Origin of the sequence: Cobetia crustatorum, from assembly GCF_000591415.1 — a bacterium.
In the GTDB taxonomy this organism is placed as follows: Bacteria; Pseudomonadota; Gammaproteobacteria; order Pseudomonadales; family Halomonadaceae; genus Cobetia; species Cobetia crustatorum.
This window is the reverse complement of the sequence record NZ_JEMF01000004.1, coordinates 1-24,888: the sequence shown is the minus strand read 5'-3', so window position 1 is coordinate 24,888 and position 24,888 is coordinate 1. Positions and strand designations below refer to the sequence as shown.

The following is a 24,888-nucleotide window of genomic DNA, read 5'->3' as shown; positions in this document are numbered from 1 at the left end:
GGGACTAACGACTGGGTACGCGTTTCAGGTATCGCCTGAGCTAGCGCCCAAAGGGAAAGGGCGCCTCAAAACATTGGCGACCATGGTCGCCATCAGTGCAGCGGGCGTTGTGTTGTCCGCATGTGGCACCGTACAACCTGAACCACTGGGGCGTCAGGATATTGCGACAGCGATACAGGGTGATGAGGTGTTGTTTCAGCAGATGACGCCCGCGATTACAGAGCCTTTGGATCTCAATCATGCGATGGCGCGCGCACTCAAGTACAACCTTGATAATCGCGTCAAGCTGATGGAACAGGCCTTGGCAGAACAGAGCTTCAACCTTGCCAAGATGGATATGCTGCCCGTACTCGCGGCCAATGCTGGTTTTACTAGCCGTAGTAATGAAGATGCGTCTTCCAGTGAAAATGTGCGTACTGGTGTACAGAGCCTTGCCCAGTCCACTTCTGTGGACAAGGATCGCTCGAATGCAGACTTGCGTCTTTCATGGAATGTATTGGATTTTGGCGTCAGCTATCTCAAGGCCAAGCAGGAGTCTGATCGCTTCCTGATCGTCAAGAGTGCGCGTCGTGACATTATGGCCAAATTACTTCAGCAGACACGCAGCGCCTACTGGAAAGCTGCTGTTACGCAGAAGCTCAAGCCTCGTATTGACGTCTTGCTCATTGATACCGAAAAGGCACTTGGCCAGTTGGAGGAAATTCAACGCGAGAAACTGCGTGCACCGTTGGACGTACTCCAGGAGCAACGCCAATTGCTGTCGATCATGCGTAATCTCAAAAGTTTGCAGCGCTCAGTCGAAACGTCGCAGATTGAGTTGGCGAGTTTGATCAATCAATCGCCCAATGCAGAAATTCCACTTGAATCACCTAGTGAATTACCAGCACTGCCACCGCTGCCTTCCAATGATCTTGATGTACTTGAGCGTGTTGCTCTCGCCAATAGCGGAGAATATATCGGTCAGCTGTATAACGCCCGAATCGCTCAACGGGAAGCGCGTAAGAGCATGTTGCGCTTGCTGCCCGGGCTTGAGTTCTCTTACAGCGCGAATTACGACAGCAACAGTGGTAATCCCCCCATTTTTAGAGGGCTTCAAAAGTAGACCTTAGGCCATCATGGCCAACTTCTGTTGAGGAGTGATTCCTCCGAGTCCCATATTGGGTCGTTCGTGATTGTAGTGCCAGAGCCAGCGAGTAGCATAATCCTGGACTTCTTCGGTGCTGTCGAACAGATACTGTGCCAGCCAATCGTAACGCACCGTGCGGTTGTAGCGTTCGATATAGGCATTCTGCTGGGGTTTGCCGGGCTGGATAAACGCCAACACAATGCCTTGGTTTTCCGCCCAGTTCGCCAACTTGCCGCTGATGTATTCAGGGCCGTTGTCACATCGAATAGAGCGCGGTTTGCCACGCCACTCAATGATCTGCTCCAGTGATCGGATAACACGCTCTGCCGGAAGTGAGAAGTCTACTTCGATGCCAAGGCCTTCGCGGTTGAAGTCATCAATCACATTCAGCAGCCGGTATCTGCGACCATCGTTGAGCTGGTCGTGCATGAAATCCATCGACCAACTGTCATTGATCATTTCCGGCACTGCCAATGGCTCCGGCTTTTCACGAACCAGGCGTTTCTTGGGTTTTATCCGCAGGTTCAGTTCCAGCTCCCGATAAATTCGGTAAACCCGTTTGTGATTCCAGCCAAACCCTTTGACGTTTCTCAGGTGCAAAAAGCACAGGCCGAAGCCCCAATTGCGCTGGTTATGGGTCAACCGGATTAGCCAGTCGGCGATCTTGGTATTCTCGCTGCTGAGCTTGGCCCGGTAGCGATAGCAGGTCTCGCTGATGCTGAACATCCAGCAAGCCAGTCGAATACTGATGCGCTTCTCATTGACGGCTTTCTGCGCCATCTCACGGCGTCGAGACGGCTTCACCACTTTTTTTCGATGGCTTCCTTGAGGATGTCCGCTTTCAATCGTTCCTCAGCGTACATCTTCTTGAGCCGTCGGTTTTCATCCTCTAGCTCTTTCAGCCGGGCCATCATGGACGCATCCATGCCGCCGAATTTAGCTCGCCACTTGTAGAAAGTCGCACTGCTCATGCCATGCTCACGACACAGCTCTGGAACTGGTGCGCCGCCTTCGGCTTGCTTGAGAATTGACAGTATTTGGCTGTCGGAAAAACGTGATTTTTTCATGCAGAATCTCCCTGCGCTTAGCTTACGGAAAATTCTACTTTTGAACACTCTGGTTTTTCGGGGGGATTACCCAGTTATCTCTATAACGACACCTGGGCGCAGGCAGGGGTTCGTGTCAGCTGGAATATCTTCCGCCTGCTCGCGATTAACGAGATCAAGGCACAGAACGAAGCGCGAGATCAGATGGTTGAGGCACGTCGCCTGGCCAGCAATATGGCAACACTGGCACGCGTGAATTTGGGTTGGCAGCAATATCACAATTCATTGGACAGTCTGAGCATTGCTCAGCGTTTTCAGGCGCTCGATGAGCAAATTGCTGACTTCAGCAAACAAGCGCGTGCCAGTCGTGCCATCTCCGGTACAGCCTCTTTGCTGAATCAAGCCAAGGCACTGAATTCAGTGTTGAGTAACTCGCTTGCTTATGCTGATGCGCAAGATGCTTACGGTGGATTCCTGTTCAGCCTTGGATTCAATCCGGTACCCGAGGACTATCAGCGTTACGATGTCGATGCGCTGGCCAACAATCTGAATGAAGCATTCCGTCAGTGGTCAAGTGGCACCTTGCCGTTGCAGGACCCTGCATTTTGGCTTGAAGCACAACCCGAGGCTACCGCAACACAGGGGCAGGCGAGTCTGTGAGACAGCGCCTCGAACTTTTCTGAACAGGGACGCTGCCGATATGACAGTACATGACGATCGAAAGCGCTATTGGGCGAAACTGGGCGGCATTCTGCTGTGCGTTGCGTTACCTGGACTCGCTAGTGTGACTCACGCTGCTGATGTGCCGACCGTTCGCGGTCAGGTCAGTGCTATCAACTCTACCATTCTGGCGGCGCCTCTTTCGGGGCGCTTGCTGGAGGTCAACCGGCGTGCGGGGGAAGAAGTGAAGAAGGGCGAAGTCCTTATCCGTTTTGACTGCCGTTCGCTCAAGGCTGAGCGAGCTGTCGCGAGTGCACGACTGTCCGGGGCCAGCTCTCAATACAAGGTCAACAAACAGTTGGCGCGTTACGACAATGTCAGTCAGTTGGAGGTAGATCTTTCGCGTGCTGCCGTCAATGAGGCTAGCTCGTCGGTTAAGTTATCGGATGTCTACTTGAGTGACTGCACTATCACGGCCCCGTTTGATGCCGAGGTAGTGTCGCGTGCCGTTAACCCTTACCAATTCGTTTCCAATGGCGAGCCGATGCTTGAGCTTGTAAGTTCGGATCAGCTCGAAATTGAGGCAGTCATTCCCGCCATGTGGTTGGGACAGGTGGGTAACGGCACAGAAATGACGTTCAAGGCCGATGCCACCGGTGCAGAGATGTCCGGCAAGGTTGTACGTGTAGTCGATAGCATTGATCCTGTCAGCCAGACGCTCAAAGTGATTGCGCTACCTGACACAACGCCAGATGTAGGCGTCAAGCCAGGCATGAGCGGTGAAGTACGCTTCCCTTCATTGAATCCGTTGTCAGTGGATAGTGGAGACGCGACACAATGAATCGGCGTGTTGAAATGTCAGGTAGCGTGACGACGGACCGCCTGGCAGGGCTGATCACTCTTCAAAAGCGCCTGATGGGTGCCAAGGGACGACGCGAAGCTGAATATGTGCTCGTCAATGATACGGCGTATTTGTTTCCTGCTCGGCAATTGCTGTTGGTCAGTAACGGCAAGTTGACGGCGCACTCCGGCGCCACGGATGTCGAGCAGCAGAGCCCTTATCTTCATTGGGTGCGTCGGGTAATCAAGGCCCTCGAGCTTGATCGTACGGATATTTCTCGCAAGGTATCGGCAGAGTCAGCTGACAAGCCTGAACAGATAGTGCTCATTACTCCAGAGCGGTTGACTGAGCGTGATTCAATCCTGGGGGGGCAATGGAGTGAGCATTGGCCGCGCGAAGGTATCTGGGTACCCATGGTATGGCGAGGGCGTATCGAAGGTGGTCTGTTGTTGCTGCGTGAGAAGCCCTGGAATGAATCAGAACAGCGCTTGCTGACCCATTGGGTACAAGGTGCTGAGAATGTACTGGCGCGACATTCAGGACGAACGCGCGCTCCTCTCGGCAAGCGCCTGTTATGGGGAGCCGTGATCGCTACGCTAGCGCTATTGATGCTGGTGCCCGTTCGTTTATCCGTTCTGGGTCAGGCGGAGATCGTGCCGGAGGTCAGTAGTATCATTCGCTCGCCATTGGATGGTGTGTTGAAGGAGCTGTCCATTGCACCCAATCAGCAGGTGAAGCAAGGGCAGTTGTTGGCCAGGCTGGACGATGCTGAGCTCAAAGGGCGACTGGCTGAAGCTAGTCAGTCGTTTGCAGTGGCGCAGGCCGAGTATGCACGTGCGCGCCAGCGTGCCTTCACCGATCGTGCGGCGAGTGCAGAAGTGCCGCTGCTGTTGGCTCAGGTCAAGCAAGCGCGTGCTGATGTTAACTTTCTAGAGGAGCAGCTGACGCGAGTCCGCGTAGAAGCACCTCGTGATGGCGTTGCCATCATTGGTGATGCCAGCGATTGGGCAGGACGGCCGGTCAGGTTAGGGGAGCGTCTGCTCGAAGTGGCTGATACACGAGGTGCCGAAGTGGAGATCTGGCTGCCAAGTGCGGACAACATTCCCTTGCAGGAAGGCGCGGATGTCTCGCTGTTTCTCAATGTTGATCCCTCGCAGGTACGTGATGCCCACCTGACGCACGTCAATTATCGTGCCGAGCTGGCACCAGACGGCGAGTTGGCATATCGGGCGCACGCACTTTTGCGCGATACCGAGCATCTGCCGCGTGTTGGCTGGCGTGGTACCGCCAAGGTCAATGGTGAGAAAGTAACGCTTGGCTATTATTTGTTCCGGCGACCTTGGGCATCTCTGCGTAGCTGGATTGGGTGGTAGACGATGATTTCTCAGCCTCCACCGCTTGCGGTCTTGCGCCAGGACTTGAAGCTGCATCCCGTTGAACAGGATCGTGATGGTAAGCGGCGCTGGTTGCTACATGACCCTGTTGCTCAGCGCTTTTATCGGCTAGGCGAATCTGCCATTGAATTATTGCCCTTTATCAGAGGAGGGCAAGAGGCCACAGTGGCCAAAGAGGCCAGTTCAAGCCTTGGGCGTGAAGTACCGGGTGAGCAGCTGCGCATCTTGTCTGATTTTTTACGCCAGCATGATCTGGTGTGCGGTGATCCGGGGCAGCAGGAGCGCTATCAGCGCCGCCTGGAATCGCGTCCCAAGGGATTGAAGTGGTTGATGCATCACTATTTGTTTGTGCGTATCCCACTTGCCAATCCTGATCGCTGGCTGGATCGACATCTGAACAAGGTTCGTTGGCTGGGCAGTCGACGCTGCTTCTGGGGTCTGCTTGCCATGTTGTTACTCGGACTCTGGCTGACGGTGCGTCAACTGGATACCTTCCTGGCAAGCTTTGCAGCTCTGGGCGCGATAGGGGGTTGGCTGACACTGGGCATCGCACTGGTGTTCGTCAAAGTTCTGCACGAACTAGGTCATGCATTTGTTGCCAAGGCCAAGGGAGCTCGAGTTCCCACTATTGGTGTGGCCTTCATTGTAGGCTGGCCAGTGCTGTACACCGATACTAGCGATGCATGGCGTCTGACGGAGGGCAACGATAGGGTCAAGGTGGACATTGCCGGTGTCGCGGTTGAAATATCGATCTCGATATTGGCGCTGCTTTGTTGGCACCTGTTACCGGAGGGTGTGCTGCGAACGATCTGCTTTTGGTTAGCGACCACCACCTGGATCATGTCAGCGTTGGTCAACTTCAATCCGTTGATGCGCTTTGATGGTTATTACCTACTTTCCGATGCATGGCGTCAGCCTAATCTGGAACCCCGCTCACAGGCGCTTGCGCGCTGGCAGCTGCGTGAGTGGTTGTTTGGATTCAAGGAACCCCCCCCCAGAGCGACCCCGACGTGCGTTGATCGGCTTTGCAATGGGCGTGTGGGTTTATCGTTTATTGCTCTTCTTGGGCATCGCCTTGGCGGTTTATCACTTTTTCTTCAAGCTACTCGGCATTGTGCTGTTTGCCGTAGAGATCTGGTATTTCATCATGCGGCCTATCATTAATGAAATACGGCGCTGGTTCAGCGAAGGGCGCAAGCCGCGGGCTAACATGGCTTTGTTGCGTACATCGTTGATCGTGGCGGCACTGGGTGTTTTTCTGTTGTGGCCATGGCAAAGCGAATTACGCCTTCCAGGCTGGTTGGAGCAAGCCTCGACTCGCCTGGAAGCTCCGTTTGGTGGCCGTGTCAGTCAGGCAGGATGAATCCGTGGTCTCGGGGCAATCACTGGCGACCATCAGTGCTCCCGAGGTGGCTCAGCGACTGGCCACGGCTCAGCGACGCACTGAGCAGCTTGATTGGCGATGCTCTGCCAGTGGTTTGGACCGTCGTCTTCTTCAGGAGAGTCCTGTGGTCCAGGCTGATCTCACGGTTCAGCGGCAGCGTGTCAATGCGCTTGAGGCGGAGCAGGCTACGGGCCGTTTGATGGCACCTTATACTGGTCAAGTACATTCCGTGAATCCTGCACTCATGGAAGGAGGCTGGGTGGGTAAGGGCGAATGGCTGATGACGTTACGCAACCCTGATAATGTTCATCTTACGGCGTGGGTTGAAGAAGAAGAGGTACTGCGTATTTCTGCTGATGCAACAGCATGGTTCTATCCGTTGTCTCCTGCGGGTGAGCCAATGGAAATGCGCGTCACCAACGTAGAGCCACAATCGGTAGAAGTGCTGGAGCAGCCCGAAATGGCGATCCCTTATGGTGGGCCATTGCGCGTGCGCGAGGGGCCGGAGGGTGAGCTTGAGCTGAGGCGCAGTCTCTATCGCGTGACGTTGAAGCCCATGGATCATGAACAGGCATTGATACAGTCCATCCCTGGACGACGGGGCGTGGTCAATGTGCAGACCGAAGCGCGCAGCTTGGTCAGTCGCACATGGCGAGAGGCTGTCGGTGTCTGGCGGCGAGAGTCTGGCTTCTAAGCGAGTGGTGGCGTTCTGCGGTTTAGTGTCTGACTCACAAAAAAGCACTGTCGGTTCATCACCGGCAGTGCTTTTTTGCTGTTTGTTGTCGAGAGCTTGTTTAGCGCTTCTAGTGATGTTCAAGCATGGGGCTGGCTAATGAGGTTTCCATCAGCGGCCTGGGCATTCCAATCGCATATCCTTGCACATGATCGACACCGATGGTCGATACCGAGGCTAAGACATCCTTGCTACCGACAAATTCGGCCACGGTTTTCATGCCCATTTCGCGTGCTACCTCGGCGATGGCACGTGCAATGGAGTAGGACACGCGATTGGTATCCATATCACGAATGAAGGCACCATCGATCTTCAAATAATCGACTGGCAGACTCTTGAGATAACCGAAAGATGAGACACCACTGCCAAAGTCATCCAGTGCGAAGTAGCAGCCTAATTCACCCAGCGTTTCGAAGAAGGTGCGTGCATCTCTCAAGCGCGTGATCGCCACCGTCTCAGTGATCTCGAAGCATATCTTGTTGCCGGGGATACCACTTTCTCTCACAAGCGTGACGAGAGTTTCTCGAAAACTGGGACTGCTGATGGAGTGTCCCGAGAGATTGAGCGCTACCATTGTCAGGCGCTCGGCATGAGATTTCTGCGATGCTAGCCACGACAGATATGCGCGAATGACATGCTCATCAATAGCCGCTGATAGGCCATAGCGCTCTGCCGCAGGCAGAAATTCGCCGGGTGAAATGATGCTCCCATCACGCGACCGGAGGCGCACGAGGACTTCATAATGCAACTCGGAGTCACTCTCGCATCCAACGTGAGTGGACACGATCGGTTGCTGAAATAACACGATTCTTTGTTCTTCCAGTGCGGCTGTTATTTCGGTCACCCAGTGCATTTCTTGCATGCGTAGTGTGACCTGATCACCCGATTCACAGTGTCGATGTACACGATTACGCCCCGCATCTTTGGCTTCATAACAGGCTGCATCGGCAGCGCTCAGCAATTGATGCGGATCATTATGACGACTGCTGATGCTGACAAGACCAATGCTTGAGCTGACACCGAAGAGCTTGTCATCCCACATGAAACGGAAGTTGGCGACAGTATTCCGCAGATGTTCCAGTTGTTGTTCGGCAACTTCCAGCATCGTTTCAGGCATCAATAGTCCGAATTCATCGCCTCCCAAGCGAGCCAGGAAGTCCTGCGGACGAAGCTCGGCACGAATGATGTCGACGAGCTGGATCAGCAGTGCATCCCCAGCAGAGTGACCGCAGGTGTCGTTGACGACCTTGAACTGGTCGAGATCGATATACGCTAGGCAATGGACCGTATCGTCTGCTCGGGCGTTATCACATAGCTGAGTCAACCTGCTGCGAAAAGCGGCACGGTTGAGCAGACCGGTCAGGCTATCGTGATTGGCTTCGTGTATCAGTCGTTGCGACATGGTGTGGTTGAGCGTGTTATCGATCAGCGCAATCAGCGTATAGCCTTCTTGGTTGGGTGTTGGATCGATAGCAGAGATACTGATGTCAGCATGAACGGTATTGCCACTGGCATGAATAAAGCGACAGCGCTGAGTAAAGTACTCTTTTTCCCCATTGATCAGCGCCTGATGTTGTTCCAGCAAGTGGTCCAGATCTTCAGGGTCTACCAGCTCGCGTAGATAACAACGGGATAGAGTTGCCGTGGGATAACCGAGAATATCTTCAATGCGTTGATTGATTCTCAGTAGTTGGCCGTTGTTTCCCAAGTGCGCCATTCCGACAGCAGAATGTTCAAAAGTAGCACGGTAACGGCGCTCGCTGGCGCTGAGGCGTTGCTGCGTGATGTGGCGTTCACACTCAGTGGCCAGTTGCGATACGCGATCACAGACCGACGTCAGGAAAGCCAGTTCATCATCAGCCATTCACGGGGAGCATTGCACTCGGTGCAGCAGATAACTCCGACGATTTTTCCGGACATGCGCACAGGGCTATCAAGAATTGCTTTGATGTCATTGCTGAATGTTCCCTGGAAGAGCAGATCTTCGTTTACCCTGGAAACATCTGCGATTGCCAGCACTCGTTCTGAATCCAGCGCTGAAAAATATCCTTGATGTTGGTCGTGAGGAAGGGTTTTAGGATAGGCGTCAGCGGTATCATCGTGAGGTGAGGGGAGAGATGAGTCGCGTACATGAAGTAGATGCAGGCTGTTATTCTGCTCGTTCATTCGCCAGAGACTGACTTTGCGTACCTGGAGTCCTTCTGCCACTAACTGACAAATCCATGGCTCCAGGGTCTCAATATCGATGCCGTCGATGTGGCGTGTATTGCCGAGCCGGATAAGGGCAGCCTGTTGGTGCTCGTAGCGCCGCAGTTTGTTGGCTTGCGCGACATTGGCCAAGTGCTGGTGATGAATATCGAGTAGCGAGCCAATGAAATGCCGTGGCTCATTGTCTCTGACATCAAACTGGGCACGGAATTTGAACCAGCGATAATCCCCTAGTCGAGTACGAATACGCAGCTCTATGCTAAACGGAGTACTTTTCAAGCGATTATCTTTTATCAATGCCTGAAACTCTTCACGCATTTCCGGCGCCACTCTCTCGTGAAGCGCTTCAAGTCGACTGTCCAGCGTGCCGGGGGCATAGCCAAGCTGGGTTTCCAGACGTGACGAGATGGTCAGTCGCTCATGGCCTGCTTGCCATTCGATGATTCCGTCCGAGATGCTGCACAGTATCCAGTTGGCGCGCGTCTGGCTGTCCTGGAGCGCTGTATTGAGTCGAGTACCTTGCATCAGTCGCTTGACGGCCTCACCGATCATCATCGCCAACTTGTCCAGCTGAGAGAGCGTGCCATCACTTGGCGGAGTCTCACGTGGAGAGGTGTCGAACATGCTCATGCAACCAATGACGTCACCTAGCGTGTTACGCAGTGGTAGCCCAATGTAGTAGCGAATGCCGTCGCCCTGTACTGAACAGGTATCACGCAGAGTGGGATGCTGGCTTGCATCGAGCGTGACTAGCCTTGCCCCCTGAACGACTGCCATGCCACACAGACTGTCGTGGATCGGTACGATATCCGGGGTATTGTCATCCAGGCTGAGCCAGCGCTTTAGCTGATCGCCATCGCGAAGCGTAATCAAGGCTAGGGAAGTGCCGGTGAGATTGGCTGCCAGCTCAAGGATCATCTGCGCCTGATGATCTTCTTCACGTCGCAGGGACTCGATACAGGCTGAGGTGATTGAGGTATCAAGCATGAGAGAGTCCGGCATCGCGTAGCAGTTTCCCAAAGGATAAAAAAGGCGTCGTTGACGGTCAAAAATAAACCCTATCACAGCCTGGCATCGTGATGACGCAGAGAGTTTCGGGGAATCAATATTGTACTTCCCATCTTGCATCCTGAAGTACAGCGCGGTCTGTGGCACAATTTTGCCATGTTGTTCTACTTTTGGATGAGATCTTGATGAAGGAGTCTGGCCAGCGATGGAGTTGATCAAGGGGTTCTGCGTGCTTTTATTGTGCCAGTTTCTGGGCGAGGTCATTGGCAGGGCGCTTGTATTACCTGTACCGGGGCCAGTGCTGGGTATGCTGCTTTTACTGATGGGCCTGATGCTGCGTGGTCGATTGCGTAAACGCATTGTTCCTGCGGCTGACAGAGAAGGGGAGGCGGTGCGCCGTGATGGCGACATGGGACAGCGTCAATTGGCTCGCGCCTTATTGCGTGAACGTGTTCCCGGCAGTTTGAGGCTTGCCAGTAATGGTCTGCTCGCACATCTCTCATTGCTGTTTGTCCCAGCGGGAGTGGGTGTCATGGTGCACTTTGGTTTGATCGCCCGAGACTTGATGCCAATCGTGATCACGCTGGTAGTGTCGATAGCCGTGACACAGCTGGTAACGGCATGGTTGCTGCAGCGATTGATAGATCGCCGGCCGCCTGCTGCCCCTCAAATACCTCAGCGTAACGAGGTGTCTTCATGACATTGGCTCCTCTGGATGCACTTTGGGTGTACTTGAGTGCTTCTCCATTACTTCATCTATTGCTGACACTGGTGGCGTTTCTGGTCGCTGTCGCGATCAACCGCCTGGCCCGCGGCTCATCACTGGCACATCCCGTTCTGGTCTCTATCGCGTTGATCGTGACATTCCTGCTGGTCACCGATACGGATTATGCGACCTATTTTGAGGGGGCCCAGTTCATTCATTTCCTGCTAGGCCCGGCGACCGTCGCTTTGGCAGTGCCGCTTTTCGATCATCTGGATCGCGTCAAGCAGATGCTGTGGCCGCTATTGATCGCCTGTTGCACCGGGATTGTCACGGCAGTGACGACGACGCTGGGGCTGGCGCTAGCACTGGGTGCTCACACTCAGGTCGCTCTCAGTCTGGCACCCAAGTCAGTGACCTCTCCCATTGCGATGGGGATTGCCGAGAAGCTGGGCGGTATTCCGTCACTGACGGCGGGTCTTGTGTTGCTCACCGGAACCCTGGGCTGCGTGATGGGGCCAACGATGATGAAACTGGCGGGTGCTCGAGACGATACGGTCAAGGGATTCACGATGGGGCTTTCGGCGCATGGGATAGGCACGGCATTCTGTTTCTCTTCAGTCAGTACACTGGCGGGTGCCTTTGCGGGTATGTCCATGGGGCTGACGGGGCTGTTGACAGCCTTTATCCTGCCGCCGTTGGTCAGCCTTTTTGGGCTGTAAAAAGATTTATCTGGAGTGAGTTGAGTTGGCTTAATTTTTCGTTAAGCGAGGCGGGTCATGCTGACGTACGTTCAATGATTTGGGTGATCTGCCCGCGGCAGTCAGTGGTGATGTACCGACAGGGTATGTGACAACAAATGTCATCCCTGTGACACATCGCTGTCAGTCAGATGGGGAATCATGATGGACGTATGCGAATCAGGCGTGGCTAGGGCGCGACGTTAACGCGTCGTTGCGTATATTGCTGGCGATGCCCCGACTCAAGGAAAGTGACATGTTCAGTCCATTTAGACGTCGTGTTGAACAGCGCCAGCACGGTAGCCTCTCCGGGCATCGTTTGCTGATTGAAGCGCCCATGGCCTCCAGTTGTCGTGAATTGTGCTGGCAGCTGGCATCCGCGGGCGCTGCCCTGACACTGATTGAGCGTGATAATGATGACCTGGCACTGCTGTGTCAGCTGCTTCCCACGCCTGACGCCCAACAGCATCAGTGCTTGACCCTCAGCGCTGCTGACACGACGGGTAATTCGCTTTGTGAACAGCTGTCAGCCATGCCAACGGCTCTGTGTCCCAATACCTTGCTGACGCTGCCGGGTGATGGTGACTGGCAGCTTGAGAATGGTAGAGCATGGTATGTTCTCAAGACACGTGGATGGCCGCTCGAGATCAGGGATCAGGTGCTGCGATTGCTGAGCGCCCCATGGGTGTTGCCGGAGACGGAATCATTGCTGGAGCTCACCCTGCAGTCAGATGGTGATTTTTTCACTGCGCTACCGCCGCCACGCCATACACGCGTTAGATTACATGGGCCTGCGATGGTCACCGGAGAAGAGGACCCCTTGTTGATGCGTCTGGCGCGTCATCAAGGTAGTCATCCTGTGAGTGTGGCTCGCCAAGCACGGAATGTGATCTTGCGATTACGTCTGGCGCGAACCCCCAGTGTTACCAAGCGTACATGGCTGCGGAGCATTGACAGGTCGCGGCGACTGATTGGCTGGCCACGCCGGATCGTCGAGCGCGGCGCAGTGGGTCTACGTGAAGAAAAGATGCTGTTGACCACGCGAGTCGATAAGTGGCGTCTGGCGCGCCATCAGGCCCGCCGCACCAAGGCTGGGGCCTGACAGCTTGTCTACGAGTACTATCATGCTGGTAGGTCACCTCTCGAGACGTCCGCTTCCTTCAGGTAGCGGACGTCTTTCATCCAGCCAGTGCTGGATACGCCGATGTCTTTCAAGGAGTCCCAATGCGAGTCTTGCTGGTCGAAGATGATCCCCTCCTGGGAGAGGGCGTTAGCCATACCTTGAGCCGTGAAGGCATGAGTAGTGAGTGGCTCAAGGAGGGAGGTAACGTCGTTGCATCACTCAAGCATTCCAGTTTTGATGTGCTGGTACTGGACCTTGGTCTGCCGGATATGGACGGCATTGAGGTGCTCAATGCATTGCGTCGGCAAGGGCATACGCTGCCGGTGCTTATTCTTACTGCACGTGATGACATCAGTGATCGTGTCCGTGGGCTTGATAGTGGTGCGGATGACTATCTGGTCAAGCCCTTCGATATCGCTGAGCTGGTGGCACGATTACGCGCCTGGTGCGACGTCACGCCGGTCAGGTCAGCGGTAGCTTGCAGATTGGACCTCTCAGCATTGATCAGGCAGGGCGCAGTGTGACGTTGTCCGGTACTGAAGTACCCTTGGGCCGCCGTGAATTCGATTTACTCGAGTTCATGTTGTTGCACCCCAATCGTGTCTTTAGTCGCGATCAGCTTGTTGAGCAGCTATATGGATGGGATGGCGATGTCGAGAGCAACGTCATTGAAGTGCATGTGCACCATCTGCGTCGCAAGTTCGGTGCCGGTGTCGTCAAGACCATTCGTGGCGTGGGTTATCGATTGGGTGAACTCTCGTGAAGTCGATTCGCAGCTTTTTGCGCCGCAGTCTGATTGGCGGTGTCGTGATAGTACTGGGAGCAGCGGGTGCGTGGAGTTATTACGATGCTCGTGAGCAGATCGATGAGTTATTTGATGCTGAACTGGCTCAGAACGCGCGCATGTTGGGCAAGCTTTACCAGTCTCAGCTCTCCGCGTTGGACGTGGAATCGCGACAGGAATTGCTTCAGGAGCTGACGGCGGGGATTTTTCGTCTGCGGCCACCTTCGTTGAGCTTTCCCGATGGGCATGAAAAGTCGCCGTTGGGCCATGTCTACGAAGACAAGCTTGTCTTTCAGATGTGGGACCCACTCGGGCAGCCGCTGTTGGGGTTGGGCGTGCAAGGCGTTAACCTGACGTATATGCCCATACCGGGCTATGGCATGCAGCATACTGATCACTTCGACTGGCATACCTTCACGTTATATTTCCCCGACACGGGAGTCTGGGTAACGGCGGCGCAACGTGAAGATGTTCGTGATGAGCTGACCGGCCAGATTGCATTGCACAATGTGCTCGCACTGATCGTGGGACTTCTCGTGATTGCGCTGATGATTGGTATTGCGGTCTCACGTGGATTCCGTCCTGTGCTGCGTATCAGCCGCCAGATCACGGCGCGGCAGCCCGGCTATCTCGAACCCTTGGATGTCCGCGAGGCACCTGATGAAATTCGGGGCATGGTAGATGCACTCAATGGTTTGCTAGCCCGATTGGCCGATACGCTTGATAAAGAACGGCGCTTTACTGCCAATGCCGCGCATGAATTGAGAACGCCACTGGCGGGTATCAAGGTGCATGCACAGAACCTTGAAGCCGATGCGACGGATGAAGCCTCCCGTCGTGCAGCACGCATGATCGTGGATGGCGTCAATCGCATGACACGCATGGTTGAGCAGCTGCTGACACTTTCGCGTCTTGAAAGCGGGACGGAAGTGCCGCGGGTCAAGGTAGATCTCGAGCATCTCGCCCATGACTTGGAGCGTGATCTCGGCCATATGGCGCAGCAGAGAGGCATTGTGCTGCTATTGAAGATCGCGCCAGAAGTGACCTTGTACAGCCACGAGAATGGGATCTATGTACTGCTGCGTAATCTACTCGATAATGCGCTGCGCTATACGCCTGAAGGTGGGCAGGTACAGCTCGTCATTCGTGTAGATGCCACGGCTGACAAAGGCATGACGAGGCTTGTGACGATGGAGGTTCTGGATACTGGCCCAGGCATTCCGTTGCGCGAACGCGAGCGTGTCTTCGAGCGCTTCGTACGGCTGGCAGGTCAGAAGACTCAGGGCTCAGGGCTTGGCCTCTCGATCGTGCGTGAGCTGGCAGAGCGTCTCGGCGCAGATTTGACGTTGAGTGATAGTCCGTTGGGCACTCCGCAGATGCCTGGATTGATGGCGCGGGTGCGTTTTCCCTGAGTAATTTTGAGCGTTGTCCAGAAAGGATATTGAACGCAATATGGCGTGTCTTGAGTCACGCTGAGCTGTCTTTGGCGTTGCGTAGGATACCTCAATGCTCTCTCTGAGCCGCATCTCATTGTCGCGTGAAGGATAAAACGCAGATATACCCTCACGCCGCTTGCCAACAAGGCGATGGTCGGGTGGCGAAGATGGCTTTATTAGCGCTATCTTCATTGTATGTTGCACAGCAGCATGACATCACCATCGTCAGGAGATTTGCATGAGTGAACATCAGTCATCCCCCGCTCGCGTTGCCCTTGTGACTGGGACTGCCAGTGGTATCGGTGCCGCTATCATGGAGGCATTCTGTCAGGCGGGTCATCAAGTGCTGGCGGTTGATTTCAGTGATGCAGGTGCCAGTGTTGCCGACAAGGCAGGCGCAACTTTTTTCAAGGCTGACCTCACCGATGCTGAGCAATGCCGGGCCGCCGTGGCAGAAGCGGTATCGCGCTTTGGTCGCTTGGATATACTGGTCAATAATGCCGGTATCCAGCACGTCGAGCGCATCAAGGATTTTCCGGAAGCCAAATGGAATCAGATCATTTCGTTGATGCTGACCGCACCGTTCACCCTCATGCAGGCCGCCTGGCCGCACATGGAAAAGAACGGCTATGGGCGTATCGTCAACATGGCTTCCATTCATGCGCATGTGGCTTCACCGGGTAAAGCTGCTTACGTGAGTGCCAAGCATGGCCTGATGGGGCTGACCAAGACAGCCGCGCTTGAAGGCGGTGAGAGCGGTATCACTGCCAATGCCATTTGTCCGGCCTACGTGCGTACGCCACTCGTTGACAAGCAGATTGCTGAGCAGGCCAAGCTCAACGATATGCCGGAAGAGGAAGTCATCGACAAGATCATGCTCAAGGGCGCCGCGATCAAGCGCATGATCGACCCTTCTGAAGTGGCTGACATGGCGCTGTGGCTGGCATCAGATAAGGCGGGTTCAGTCACGGGCTCCAGCTTCAATATGGACCTCGGTTGGATCGCTCAGTAATCAGCGTTACAGCATCCACAATATCATCGTATTGAGCCGATTCATTCAAAGCCTTCGCTTATCCTCGCAGAGAACTTCTTGTGTGAGGGGCGAGGGCTTTTTGATGCAGTACTGTTTTGTATGAGTCGCTGCATTTCATCAACGATTGCACCTCATCAGACGCCACTTTCATGCACAACGGCTTTGTAAGGAAATTCGTCATGACGACTCCCTCACTTCCTCAGACTTCATTACCGCCGCTACAGGACAGTCAGTTACAACTCGATAAGGGGGTGGCAGTGCTGACGCTGTCACGTCATGACGTACGCAATGCCTTGACGGGAACAGCGCTGGTCGAGGATATATTGAGGGTCGCAGACTGGGTGAATCAGTGTGACGCCGTTGGCGCACTGGTAATCACTGGTGGGGGTAGTGCCTTCTCGGCTGGGGGGAATGTTCAGGACATGGCACAACGGCGCGGCGATTTTGCGGGAGATGCCGCAGAGGTAGCAGCGCGTTATCGGCGTGGTATTCAGAGAATGCCGCGTGCTGTGTTGGGCATTGAGGTGCCGGTTATCGCCGCTGTCAACGGGCTGCCATTGGGGCAGGGTTCGATCTCGCCAACATGTGTGACATCCGGCTAGCGAGTGATCGCGCCCGTTTCGGAGAGACCTTTCTCAACCTCGGGCTGATTCCCGGCGATGGCGGTGCCTGGTTGCTACAGCGCTTGATTGGCTATCAGCGCGCATGTGAGCTGACTTTCAGTGGACGAATCGTGGCCGCTGAGGAGGCGCTCACACTGGGGATTGTGTTAGACGTCTGCGCAGAAGATGCATTGATGCCGCGCGCGCTGGAGATGGCCGGGCAGATGGCGAGGCAGCCACGTCTAGCAACGCGGCTGACCAAGCGTCTCATGCGGCGAGCGCCTGACATGGGACTCGATGATTTTCTCGACCTGTGTGCCAGTTTTCAGGGCCAGTGTCATCAAGACCCTGAGCATCACGCTGCAGTGGCGGCCTTGCTCGCCAAGATGAAGGTCTAACGTCACGTCATATTGATGCAGCTTATATCTGTCAATCCACTGTTTTGGCGGCGGTCAGCGCTTGACTGGCCGCTTCTGCAGTTTGCGCTGCAAGGTGCGACGGTGCATGCCAAGCGCCCGCGCAGTCGAAGAGATATTGCCATCGTGCTCGTTGAGTACCTTCTGGATGTGCTCCCAGGTCAGGCGATTCACCGATGGCGGATTGTCAGAGATCTCGGTGCCCGGATCGCCGCTCTCACGAGTGAAGGCATTGAGTATCTCGTCAGCATCGGCAGGCTTGCAGAGGTAATTCACGGCGCCGAGCTTGATAGCCTCTACGGCGGTCGCAATGCTCGAATAGCCGGTGAGCACCACGATGCGCGTTTCGGGTAGCAGGTCAATCAGCTCTGGCAAAAGCTTGAGGCCGGAGCTTTGCTCCAGCTTCAAATCCAGCGTGATCAGCTCCGGGCGATGGCTGCGCGCCACACTTAGCGCCTGTGCTTCATCGCGGGCCACCTCAACCTCGTAGCCACGACGCGTCATGGCGCGTGCCGTCACCTGGCAAAAGAACTCATCATCATCGATGATCAGCAGTCGGGTTGCATCGCTCATCAGGGCTCTCACTTGGGCGGTCTTTGCCGCCATCATGTCAGATGAAGGGGGAGGCGGACTTCAGTCAATGTGCCGCCATCTTCATGATTGTACAGGCTAACTCCGCCACCAAAACGATTGATGGTGGCATGGGTCAGAAACAGGCCAATGCCCATTCCCTTTGATTTTGTGGAGATGAAGGTCTCGCCTAACTGATCGGCAACCGCCATCGGTACGCCATCGCCGTGATCGCGAATATCGATGATGACTTCTTGCTCGCGCCGCTCCAGCGTGATCTCGATATCGTCAGGGCAGGCATCTGCGGCATTGTTGAGGAGATTCATCAGCGCCTGTTCCAGCGTGGTATCGACCAGAATCTGCGCCTGCTCACCACCAGGGCTAGCTTCAACGCTGTGCTGAACATCTGGACGTACCACCAGCCAGCGCTGAACGATTTCTTCCAGCCACTCCGCGGCATTGGCGGGCTGCGGCTTCTCCATACGTCGGCGATCAGCGGCGGCCACCATTGCCTGTAGGCGCTGTTTGCAGGTATCGACCTGACTGCGGAGCAGGGCGAGATCTTCCTCTAGCTGCGGGTCATCCTTGCCCTTGGCGTCTTCGCGCATCTCGCTGAGCAATACCGCCATGGTGGATAACGGCGTACCCAGTTCATGCGCGGTGCCGGCTGCCTGACTCGCCACTGCCAACACTTGCTCACTCCGCAATGCTGCCTCACGCGTGGTCGACAGGGCGTGGTCGCGCGTGCGTAGGGCATACGCCATCTTGTAGATGAAGTAGGTCACCAGCGTCGCCGATAGGCCGAAGTTCAGCCACATTCCTATGACGTGCAAGCTGATACGTCCGCCCAGCTCATAGGTGGCCAATTGTGGCACTGGCTCGTAAAACACCATCAGGAAGCTGTAACAGCACATGCCGACAGCCGCGATGATCCAGGCATAGCGCCACGGCAAAGTGGCCGCGGCCATGGTGACAGGGACGAGATAGTACGGCACGAAGGGGTTGGTCGAGCCGCCGGTATGGAAGAACAGCATCGTCAATCCGGCAATGTCCACCAGCAGGTGCAGCAGGTTCTCGGTATCGGTGACGGGGTGGGATTGCCCCAGCCGCCACCAGCTGGCGACGTTGACCAGTCCCATGGCGATGATGATCGAGATGACCGGCAGCACATTGAACTGGAAGCCGATGATCTCGATCCCGAAGATGATCAGGATGAGAAATCCGGTCCAGGTAATGCCGCGGGCAATCGTCAGGCGTATGAGATTACGGTGCGGTGTAGACAGTGGCGGAGGTAACGGCTGATTCATGACGGCTCCTGCAATGAATGCGGCCATGATAGTGAATCAGGCCCACAAAGTGCAGCCTCGGCGGTGAGAGAGAGACTTATCGCTCTTGCTTGATACTCAGCACTCAAAAGAACCGGGGCGCAACGGGCGGACAACCCTGGGTGTGATGCCACTCAGGTATGCACTCCATGCTTCAGGGTGCACGCAGGGCTGGGCGGGGTATCCCTCGACTGGCGCCTTCATCATGGACAGCCATGGTGCGTGGCGCTGCATGCCAGGCGGCAATGATGCGAGTGCTGGCAGCCAACGAATGACATGTGTTCCTTGTGGGTCGTGCTGGCCCGCCTGCTTCATCATGTTGAAATGGCGGTCGTCACGAGAATCACAGCCGATGCCAGCAAGATGGCGCCAGTTGCCGTCGTTGATAGCGGTATCATGGTCCAGCAAGTGATAGGCAAACCACGCCGCCCCCAGTCGCCAGTCCACCTTGAGGTCCCTGACGAGGAAACTTGCCACATGCTGTCGCAGGCGATTGCTCAACCAGCCGGTAGCGGCCAGTTCCTGCATTCCGGCATCTATCCAAGGAACCCCGGTAGTGCCTTGGCACCAATGTGCGAAGGTATCGGCACTGCTAAGTACCCACGCATGCTGAGGGGGCTCGGCTTCGGTGACAGTCGCGTCAGAGGGGGCGGGGCTCATCAGGCGCGCATGCCATTGGAAGTATTCACGCCACAGCAGTTCCACCCGCACCCAGTCGTGACTGGCCTGCGATGTCTCGTGTGGAGAGGTTTGCGGAGTGATAACGCTGGCCTGGGTTGTTATAAGGTCTGCCATCACTCGGCGCGGCGATAGGCTGCCCAGTGCCAGCCAAGGGGAAAGCCGTGTTGAAAAGTCGGCTCCGGCCAGCGTATTGCGGGTAGTCTCGTTGCGGCCTGTTCGTATCTGATTCAGATAGCGATGGAGGTGTTCATGAGCGGCCTGTTCGCCACCCAGGTAGTGATAGTCGCTACGTGAATCTGTTTGCCAGCCATGTGCTTCGCACAGTGGCTGAGCGCTATCATCAAACCCGCGCGGTGCTACTGACGACCAAGGCGGCAGGCTTGTCGGTGCAGGCAGAGGGGCCGCCATGCGCTCTGCAAGCTGAGGTGTACGCTCTATCTCGCGACGAAAGGCGCTGAAGCTGGTGGGCAGCGCACTCTGTGCGAAAGGCAGTTCTGCTGCTGTCAACAGTTGACCGGTCTCGACACGCTCAAGTGTACAGCCGTTGGGCAGGGCAGCCTCGACGCTGTTTTGAACCGCGCACTCCATGCTATTAACAGCCTGACGGGTAATCACCCGCGAGCAGTGGTGAGCTCTGATAATCTCCGGCAGTCGTCTGTCGGCTTGGCCATGAGTCACCCATAAATCGCTACCTAGCGCTTTGAGGTCCTGTTGTAGATGCTCAAGACTTTCCAGCAGGAAGCGTTGGCGGCCGAGACTCAATGGCTGTGGGCTTTTTGAATCAACAGGCACACTGAACGGCGCGAGAAAGGTGGTCTCGGGGAGTACATGCACGACGATCAATGAAGTGGGAGCGCCATCAATAACGGCCTGCCACAGCGGATTGTCATCCAGACGGAGGTCGTGATGTAGCCAGACTAGCCAAGTATCAGTGTGGTTCATGCCTGTCGACTCCTATCTGCAGTGATGAACGAGTTGCTCCGACGACCGTCACCGCCAGCACACGATGTCATCTGATGATGCATGGCTGCTGGATGCCACGAACAGTGAGGTTGGCGGGGCAGGAAGGACGTTGCACGCAGAATGGATTGACGAGGCATGGCTACTCCGACGAGATAAATCTCGTATAAAAAACGGATAGCCCTTGTACAGTAAAATAGCGTAGATGGCGAATAAGTAGCTGTGCTGTGCTCCCCAGTATCAATGAGTGAGTTGGTCAAGACGCTTCTCTAGCGCCTGCATGCTGTCCAATAGATCGCGATACTGCAGGCCTGTCAGCGTGCCGAGCAATTCATCTTCGAAACGGCGTGCCTCTGGGATCAGCTCGTTCAACAAGGCCTCGCCACTGTCAGTCAGGTGTAGTAGCTGTGCCCGCTGATCATGCTCACTGGGACGGCGCAGGAGAAGTTCGCGCGTTTCAAGCGCTTTAATGGCTCGAGATACGCGTACCTTATCCATGTGTGTTCGCTGACTGATCTCTCTGGCCGTTAATGACGTACCGCGACTTAGCCAGGCCAGCACTCGCCATTCGGCAACATTGATGGCGAAACGGTCGCCATAACGCGCAAACAGCGCTTCGCTGGTACGTTCCGCCAGTCGATTCAATCGATAGGGCAAGAACTGGTCCAGATCGAGACCAAGGCTGAGAGAAGCATCGTCAGGTATGTCGTTGGAAGACGTCATTAGGCAGATTCCGGTTAGTCGAAAAGATACGATCTGGAAAGTACGGTCAGAAGATGCACAGGGTTTGAAGTTACGAATGTTACCACTAGTGAGTAAGAGTGAGACCAAAGGCTATTGAAGCCTGAGTTGTCAGTGGTCGCTTATGTGCATATAGTTACAAATGAAACCATATGCCAAGCATAAAAGACGGAGACAGCCATTCATGGGCGATCAAGGCAGCAGCAAGCGGCGCAAGGATACGCTTCGCTATCACAGCGGCTTTCGCAACCATGTGTCCAGCGAAGCGCTGCCGGGTGCCTTGCCAGTCGGGCAGAACTCGCCTCAGCGTTGCCCGTATGGACTCTATGCGGAACAGCTCAGTGGCTCAGCTTTTACAGCGCCTCGCAGTCATAACTTGCGTAGCTGGCTATATCGCATTCGGCCCTCGGTCGTGCAGGGAGCCTATCGACCTCTGGAGATGCCACGCGTGGCGACGGCGCCACTCAAGAATATCAGTCCGGATCCTAATCCCATGCGTTGGGATCCCATGCCGATGGCGGATGATGACAGCGACTTTCTCGAGGGGCTGACCACATTGGCCGTCAATGGTGATGTACAGATGCAGACGGGCTGCGGGACACATCTCTACGCCTTCACGCGCGGCATGCGGCAGCGCTTTTTCTGCAATGCCGATGGTGAACTGTTGATCGTGCCGCAACAGGGCAGCCTGGAAGTGCGTAGCGAAATGGGACTTTTACATGTCGCCAGCGGGGAAATTGTCGTGATCCCGCGTGGCATCAAGTTTCAGCTCAATCCGTTTGATGAGAGTGATAGCGATACCCGGCATGTCTGCCGTGGCTATGTGGCCGAGAATTACGGTGCTCCGCTGGAACTGCCGTCACTGGGACCTATCGGTGCCAATGGCTTGGCAAATCCGCGTGATTTTCTCGCGCCCTCTGCCTGGTATGAGGAGTGCAGTGATGATCATGAGCTGGTGACCAAGTTCGCAGGCGGCTTCTGGGTGGCCACGCTAGATCACTCGCCGCTGGATGTTGTCGCTTGGCACGGTAATTACGCCCCTTACAAATACGACCTGGCGACCTTCAATGCGATCAATACCGTCAGCTTCGATCATCCGGATCCGTCGATCTTTACGGTGCTGACCTCACCATCAGACACGGCTGGCGTTGCCAATCTCGATTTCGTGATCTTTCCGCCACGTTGGATGGTCGCCGAGAACACGTTCCGTCCTCCTTACTTCCATCGCAACCTGATGAGTGAGCTGATGGGGTTGATTCATGGTGAATATGACGCCAAGCGAGAAGGGTTTAGCCCCGGCAGTGCCAGTCTGCATAACGCCATGACGCCGCATGGTCCGGATGCCGCGACCTTCGCTGCCGCAAGTCAGGCAGATCTTGCGCCGCAATATCAGGGCAACACGCTCGCCTTCATGTTCGAGAGCCGCTATCTGTTTCAGGCTACCCCTCACGCCCTAAAGGCCGAGTTCAGACAACAGGAATATGGCGCTGTGTGGCAAGGATTGGAATCTCACTTCACGCCTCACACACGTTGATATCACGCTCAGATACCCTCATGCGATGATGATTATCACAAGGAAACTGTCATGAAATTTGCGACATACCACTCCGGCTCACGCGATGGCGAATTACTGTTGGTCGCGCGAGATCTTCGCCATGCGGCACGTGTCAGTGATATTGCACCGACGTTGCAGGCTTTGCTGGAAGACTGGCAAACACTGGCTCCGGAGCTTGAGGCACGCTATACCTGCTTGAACGCGGGTGAGCTTGAGGGCGCGTTTGTGTTGGAGATGGCGACCTTGCATTCGCCGCTGCCGCGTAGCTATCAGTGGGCGGATGGTTCGGCCTATCTCAACCATGTTCAACTGGTGCGTCAGGCGCGCAATGCCGAGATGCCGGATACCTTCTGGCAGGACCCGTTGATGTATCAGGGCGGCAGCGACAGCTTCCTGCCGCCCACGGCTGATATCGCGTGTGTCAGCGAATCGCATGGCATTGATTTCGAGGGTGAGATTGCCGTCATCACTGACGATGTGCCCATGAATATCGGGGTCGAGGCGGCGGCTGGTCATATCCGTCTGCTGATGCTGGTCAATGATGTCAGCTTGCGCGGGCTTATCCCAGGCGAGCTAGCCAAGGGTTTCGGTTTCTTCCAGGCCAAGCCATCTTCCAGCTTCTCGCCGATCGCGGTAACTCCGGATGAACTGAGCGATGCCTGGCAGGAAGGGCGCGTGCATCTGCCGCTGACGGTGCATCTCAATGGCGAGAAGTTCGGCGAGCCAGAATCGGGTCCGGACATGATCTTCAACTTCCCACAGCTGGTCGCGCATGCTGCGATGACGCGTCCGCTGGGGGCGGGTGCCATCATCGGCTCTGGTACGGTCTCCAATCCGGGCAAGGACGGCGGCCCTGGCAAGCCCATCAAAGAAGGTGGTGTAGGCTATAGCTGTCTGGCGGAAGTGCGCATGGTCGAGAAGATCCTCTTTGACGAGATTCGCACGCCCTTCATGCGTTTCGGAGATCGCGTCCGTATCGAAATGTTTGATCGCCAGGGCCAGAGCATCTTTGGCGCGATTGATCAGCAGGTTACCGCAGTGGGGGAGTAGAGAATGAGCAAGATGACGCTTCATGGATACTATCGTTCATCAACCAGCTATCGCGTGCGAATCGCGCTGAATCTCAAGGGCATTGCCGTCGATCAGGTGCCGGTCAATCTGCTCGAGGCTGAACAGCGCAGTGAGGCGTATCTTGCGCTCAATCCTCAGGGATTGGTGCCGACGCTGATGGTGGATGAGGCCGGGCAGCGCACCGCGTTGAGTCAATCACTGGCCATCATGGAGTATCTGGAAGAGCGCTGGCCGACACCTGCGTTGTTGCCGGATGATCTCTTGGCACGCGCTCAGGTGCGCTCCATGTGCCTGTTGCTGGCCTGCGAGATGCACCCGCTCAATAATCCTCGTGTGCTCAAGTTTCTGACGGGGCAGATGGGTGCCAGTGAAGAGCAGCGCCTTGTCTGGTACCGACACTGGGTTGCTGAGGGCTTTTTGCGACTCGAGAAGATGCTGACGACAAGCGCGGGACGCTTCTGCTTTGGCGACACCCCTGGAATGGCAGATGCCTGCTTGATGCCGCAGGTGTATAACGCGCGACGTTTCGAGTGTGATCTCGCGGCATACCCACGCATATTGGCGATTGAAGCTGCTTGCCACGAGCTTGAGGCATTCCAGGCAGCGCAGCCGGATCAACAGGCCGACTCCCCTGCGGCATGACTTGGTCCTTGAATGACCTGATGATGAGTCGAGTGGATTACGACATCAGCGCAAGACTGAAAACACAAGCGGCCCCACCGGTACCGGTGGGGCCGCTTGTGTCAGC

The 24,888-nt window shown here is 55.6% G+C and carries 24 protein-coding genes and 1 pseudogene; 18 read left to right on the top strand and 7 right to left on the bottom strand.

Annotated features, from left to right (window positions below; all coding sequences use genetic code 11):
- The first annotated feature begins 187 nt into the window (after nucleotides 1–187).
- Entirely contained in the window at nucleotides 188–1,102 is a 915-nt protein-coding gene (locus tag BF12_RS0100700) for a TolC family protein (protein ID WP_169734494.1), read from the top strand.
- Nucleotides 1,103–1,105: 3 nt separating this feature from the next.
- Here BF12_RS0100700 and BF12_RS0100695 read toward each other — a convergent pair.
- A protein-coding gene (locus BF12_RS0100695; protein WP_156941098.1) for an IS3 family transposase occupies nucleotides 1,106–2,193 on the bottom strand; the annotation gives its coding sequence in 2 pieces (ribosomal slippage) (nucleotides 1,106–1,941 and nucleotides 1,941–2,193; 1,089 coding nt in all).
- 183 nt (nucleotides 2,194–2,376) lie between these two features.
- Between BF12_RS0100695 and BF12_RS0100685 the strand changes: the two genes are divergently transcribed.
- Genes BF12_RS0100685 through BF12_RS0100665 form a run of 6 tightly spaced genes read left to right on the top strand, consistent with a single transcriptional unit; the run spans nucleotide 2,377 to nucleotide 7,145 of the window.
- Nucleotides 2,377–2,832 carry a hypothetical protein gene (locus BF12_RS0100685; RefSeq protein ID WP_024950580.1) on the top strand — a complete coding sequence of 152 codons (456 nt, stop codon included), beginning with the start codon at nucleotides 2,377–2,379 and terminating at the stop codon, nucleotides 2,830–2,832.
- A gap of 40 nt (nucleotides 2,833–2,872) precedes the next feature.
- Complete coding sequence (locus tag BF12_RS0100680; protein WP_024950579.1) at nucleotides 2,873–3,673, top strand: efflux RND transporter periplasmic adaptor subunit; 801 nt, start codon at nucleotides 2,873–2,875, stop codon at nucleotides 3,671–3,673.
- Complete coding sequence (locus BF12_RS18065; protein WP_024950578.1) at nucleotides 3,670–5,046, top strand: efflux RND transporter periplasmic adaptor subunit; 1,377 nt, start codon at nucleotides 3,670–3,672, stop codon at nucleotides 5,044–5,046. The genes BF12_RS0100680 and BF12_RS18065 overlap by 4 nt, the downstream gene beginning before the upstream one ends.
- A gap of 3 nt (nucleotides 5,047–5,049) precedes the next feature.
- Nucleotides 5,050–6,231: a zinc metalloprotease gene (locus tag BF12_RS0100670; RefSeq protein WP_024950577.1), complete on the top strand. Its 1,182-nt coding sequence runs from the start codon at nucleotides 5,050–5,052 to the stop codon at nucleotides 6,229–6,231.
- Nucleotides 6,215–6,430: a hypothetical protein gene (locus BF12_RS21865; protein WP_156941097.1), complete on the top strand. Its 216-nt coding sequence runs from the start codon at nucleotides 6,215–6,217 to the stop codon at nucleotides 6,428–6,430. The genes BF12_RS0100670 and BF12_RS21865 overlap by 17 nt, the downstream gene beginning before the upstream one ends.
- The gene (locus tag BF12_RS0100665) at nucleotides 6,405–7,145 is read left to right on the top strand and encodes an efflux RND transporter periplasmic adaptor subunit (protein WP_169734493.1); all 741 of its coding nucleotides are present in this window, start codon (nucleotides 6,405–6,407) and stop codon (nucleotides 7,143–7,145) included. The genes BF12_RS21865 and BF12_RS0100665 overlap by 26 nt, the downstream gene beginning before the upstream one ends.
- Nucleotides 7,146–7,254: 109 nt before the next feature.
- On the opposite strand, the gene BF12_RS18060 is transcribed toward BF12_RS0100665, so the two are convergent.
- Both BF12_RS18060 and BF12_RS0100655 read right to left on the bottom strand, forming a co-directional pair.
- Nucleotides 7,255–9,048, bottom strand: a complete 1,794-nt coding sequence (locus BF12_RS18060) for a putative bifunctional diguanylate cyclase/phosphodiesterase (RefSeq protein ID WP_084487897.1) — start codon at nucleotides 9,046–9,048, stop codon at nucleotides 7,255–7,257.
- Nucleotides 9,021–10,379, bottom strand: coding sequence for a GAF domain-containing protein (locus tag BF12_RS0100655; RefSeq protein WP_024950574.1), 1,359 nt, complete (start codon nucleotides 10,377–10,379; stop codon nucleotides 9,021–9,023). Before BF12_RS0100655 ends, BF12_RS18060 begins: the two co-directional genes overlap by 28 nt.
- 226 nt (nucleotides 10,380–10,605) lie before the next feature.
- On the opposite strand from BF12_RS0100655, the gene BF12_RS0100650 reads away from it, so the two are divergent.
- From BF12_RS0100650 to BF12_RS23510, 8 genes and pseudogenes are all read left to right on the top strand, one after another.
- Nucleotides 10,606–11,100, top strand: a complete 495-nt coding sequence (locus BF12_RS0100650; protein ID WP_035158462.1) for a CidA/LrgA family protein — start codon at nucleotides 10,606–10,608, stop codon at nucleotides 11,098–11,100.
- Nucleotides 11,097–11,825 carry an LrgB family protein gene (locus tag BF12_RS0100645; protein WP_024950572.1) on the top strand — a complete coding sequence of 243 codons (729 nt, stop codon included), beginning with the start codon at nucleotides 11,097–11,099 and terminating at the stop codon, nucleotides 11,823–11,825. The genes BF12_RS0100650 and BF12_RS0100645 overlap by 4 nt, the downstream gene beginning before the upstream one ends.
- A gap of 274 nt (nucleotides 11,826–12,099) precedes the next feature.
- On the top strand, nucleotides 12,100–12,945 hold the full coding sequence (locus BF12_RS0100640; protein ID WP_024950571.1) for a hypothetical protein: 846 nt from the start codon (nucleotides 12,100–12,102) through the stop codon (nucleotides 12,943–12,945).
- 122 nt (nucleotides 12,946–13,067) lie between these two features.
- Nucleotides 13,068–13,490 (top strand): response regulator, encoded by a 423-nt coding sequence (locus tag BF12_RS23295; protein ID WP_345917325.1) that lies wholly within the window; start codon nucleotides 13,068–13,070, stop codon nucleotides 13,488–13,490.
- Complete coding sequence (locus BF12_RS23290; protein ID WP_345917324.1) at nucleotides 13,445–13,729, top strand: winged helix-turn-helix domain-containing protein; 285 nt, start codon at nucleotides 13,445–13,447, stop codon at nucleotides 13,727–13,729. Before BF12_RS23295 ends, BF12_RS23290 begins: the two co-directional genes overlap by 46 nt.
- The gene (locus tag BF12_RS0100630) at nucleotides 13,726–15,162 is read left to right on the top strand and encodes an ATP-binding protein (protein ID WP_024950570.1); all 1,437 of its coding nucleotides are present in this window, start codon (nucleotides 13,726–13,728) and stop codon (nucleotides 15,160–15,162) included. Before BF12_RS23290 ends, BF12_RS0100630 begins: the two co-directional genes overlap by 4 nt.
- Nucleotides 15,163–15,424: 262 nt before the next feature.
- Nucleotides 15,425–16,198: a 3-hydroxybutyrate dehydrogenase gene (locus BF12_RS0100625; protein ID WP_024950569.1), complete on the top strand. Its 774-nt coding sequence runs from the start codon at nucleotides 15,425–15,427 to the stop codon at nucleotides 16,196–16,198.
- 170 nt (nucleotides 16,199–16,368) lie between these two features.
- Nucleotides 16,369–17,219, top strand: a pseudogene (locus tag BF12_RS23510) (enoyl-CoA hydratase-related protein).
- Nucleotides 17,220–17,273: 54 nt separating this feature from the next.
- Here the strand turns inward: BF12_RS23510 and BF12_RS0100615 are convergent.
- From BF12_RS0100615 to BF12_RS0100600, 4 genes are all read right to left on the bottom strand, one after another.
- Nucleotides 17,274–17,810, bottom strand: a complete 537-nt coding sequence (locus BF12_RS0100615; protein ID WP_024950568.1) for a response regulator transcription factor — start codon at nucleotides 17,808–17,810, stop codon at nucleotides 17,274–17,276.
- Between the two features lie 32 nt (nucleotides 17,811–17,842).
- Nucleotides 17,843–19,114 carry an ATP-binding protein gene (locus BF12_RS0100610; protein WP_024950567.1) on the bottom strand — a complete coding sequence of 424 codons (1,272 nt, stop codon included), beginning with the start codon at nucleotides 19,112–19,114 and terminating at the stop codon, nucleotides 17,843–17,845.
- Between the two features lie 96 nt (nucleotides 19,115–19,210).
- The gene (locus BF12_RS0100605) at nucleotides 19,211–20,755 is read right to left on the bottom strand and encodes a DASH family cryptochrome (protein ID WP_024950566.1); all 1,545 of its coding nucleotides are present in this window, start codon (nucleotides 20,753–20,755) and stop codon (nucleotides 19,211–19,213) included.
- A 258-nt stretch (nucleotides 20,756–21,013) separates the two neighbouring features.
- A complete protein-coding gene (locus BF12_RS0100600) occupies nucleotides 21,014–21,496 on the bottom strand; it encodes a MarR family winged helix-turn-helix transcriptional regulator (RefSeq protein ID WP_024950565.1) in 483 nt (160 codons plus the stop codon).
- Nucleotides 21,497–21,698: 202 nt separating this feature from the next.
- Between BF12_RS0100600 and hmgA the strand changes: the two genes are divergently transcribed.
- From hmgA to maiA, 3 genes are read left to right on the top strand one after another with little or no spacing between them, the layout of a single operon-like run.
- Complete coding sequence (hmgA, locus tag BF12_RS0100595; protein ID WP_024950564.1) at nucleotides 21,699–23,048, top strand: homogentisate 1,2-dioxygenase; 1,350 nt, start codon at nucleotides 21,699–21,701, stop codon at nucleotides 23,046–23,048.
- 51 nt (nucleotides 23,049–23,099) lie between these two features.
- Entirely contained in the window at nucleotides 23,100–24,119 is a 1,020-nt protein-coding gene (locus BF12_RS0100590; protein ID WP_024950563.1) for a fumarylacetoacetate hydrolase family protein, read from the top strand.
- A gap of 12 nt (nucleotides 24,120–24,131) precedes the next feature.
- A complete protein-coding gene (gene maiA, locus BF12_RS0100585) occupies nucleotides 24,132–24,782 on the top strand; it encodes a maleylacetoacetate isomerase (RefSeq protein WP_024950562.1) in 651 nt (216 codons plus the stop codon).
- Nucleotides 24,783–24,888: the final 106 nt, after the last annotated feature.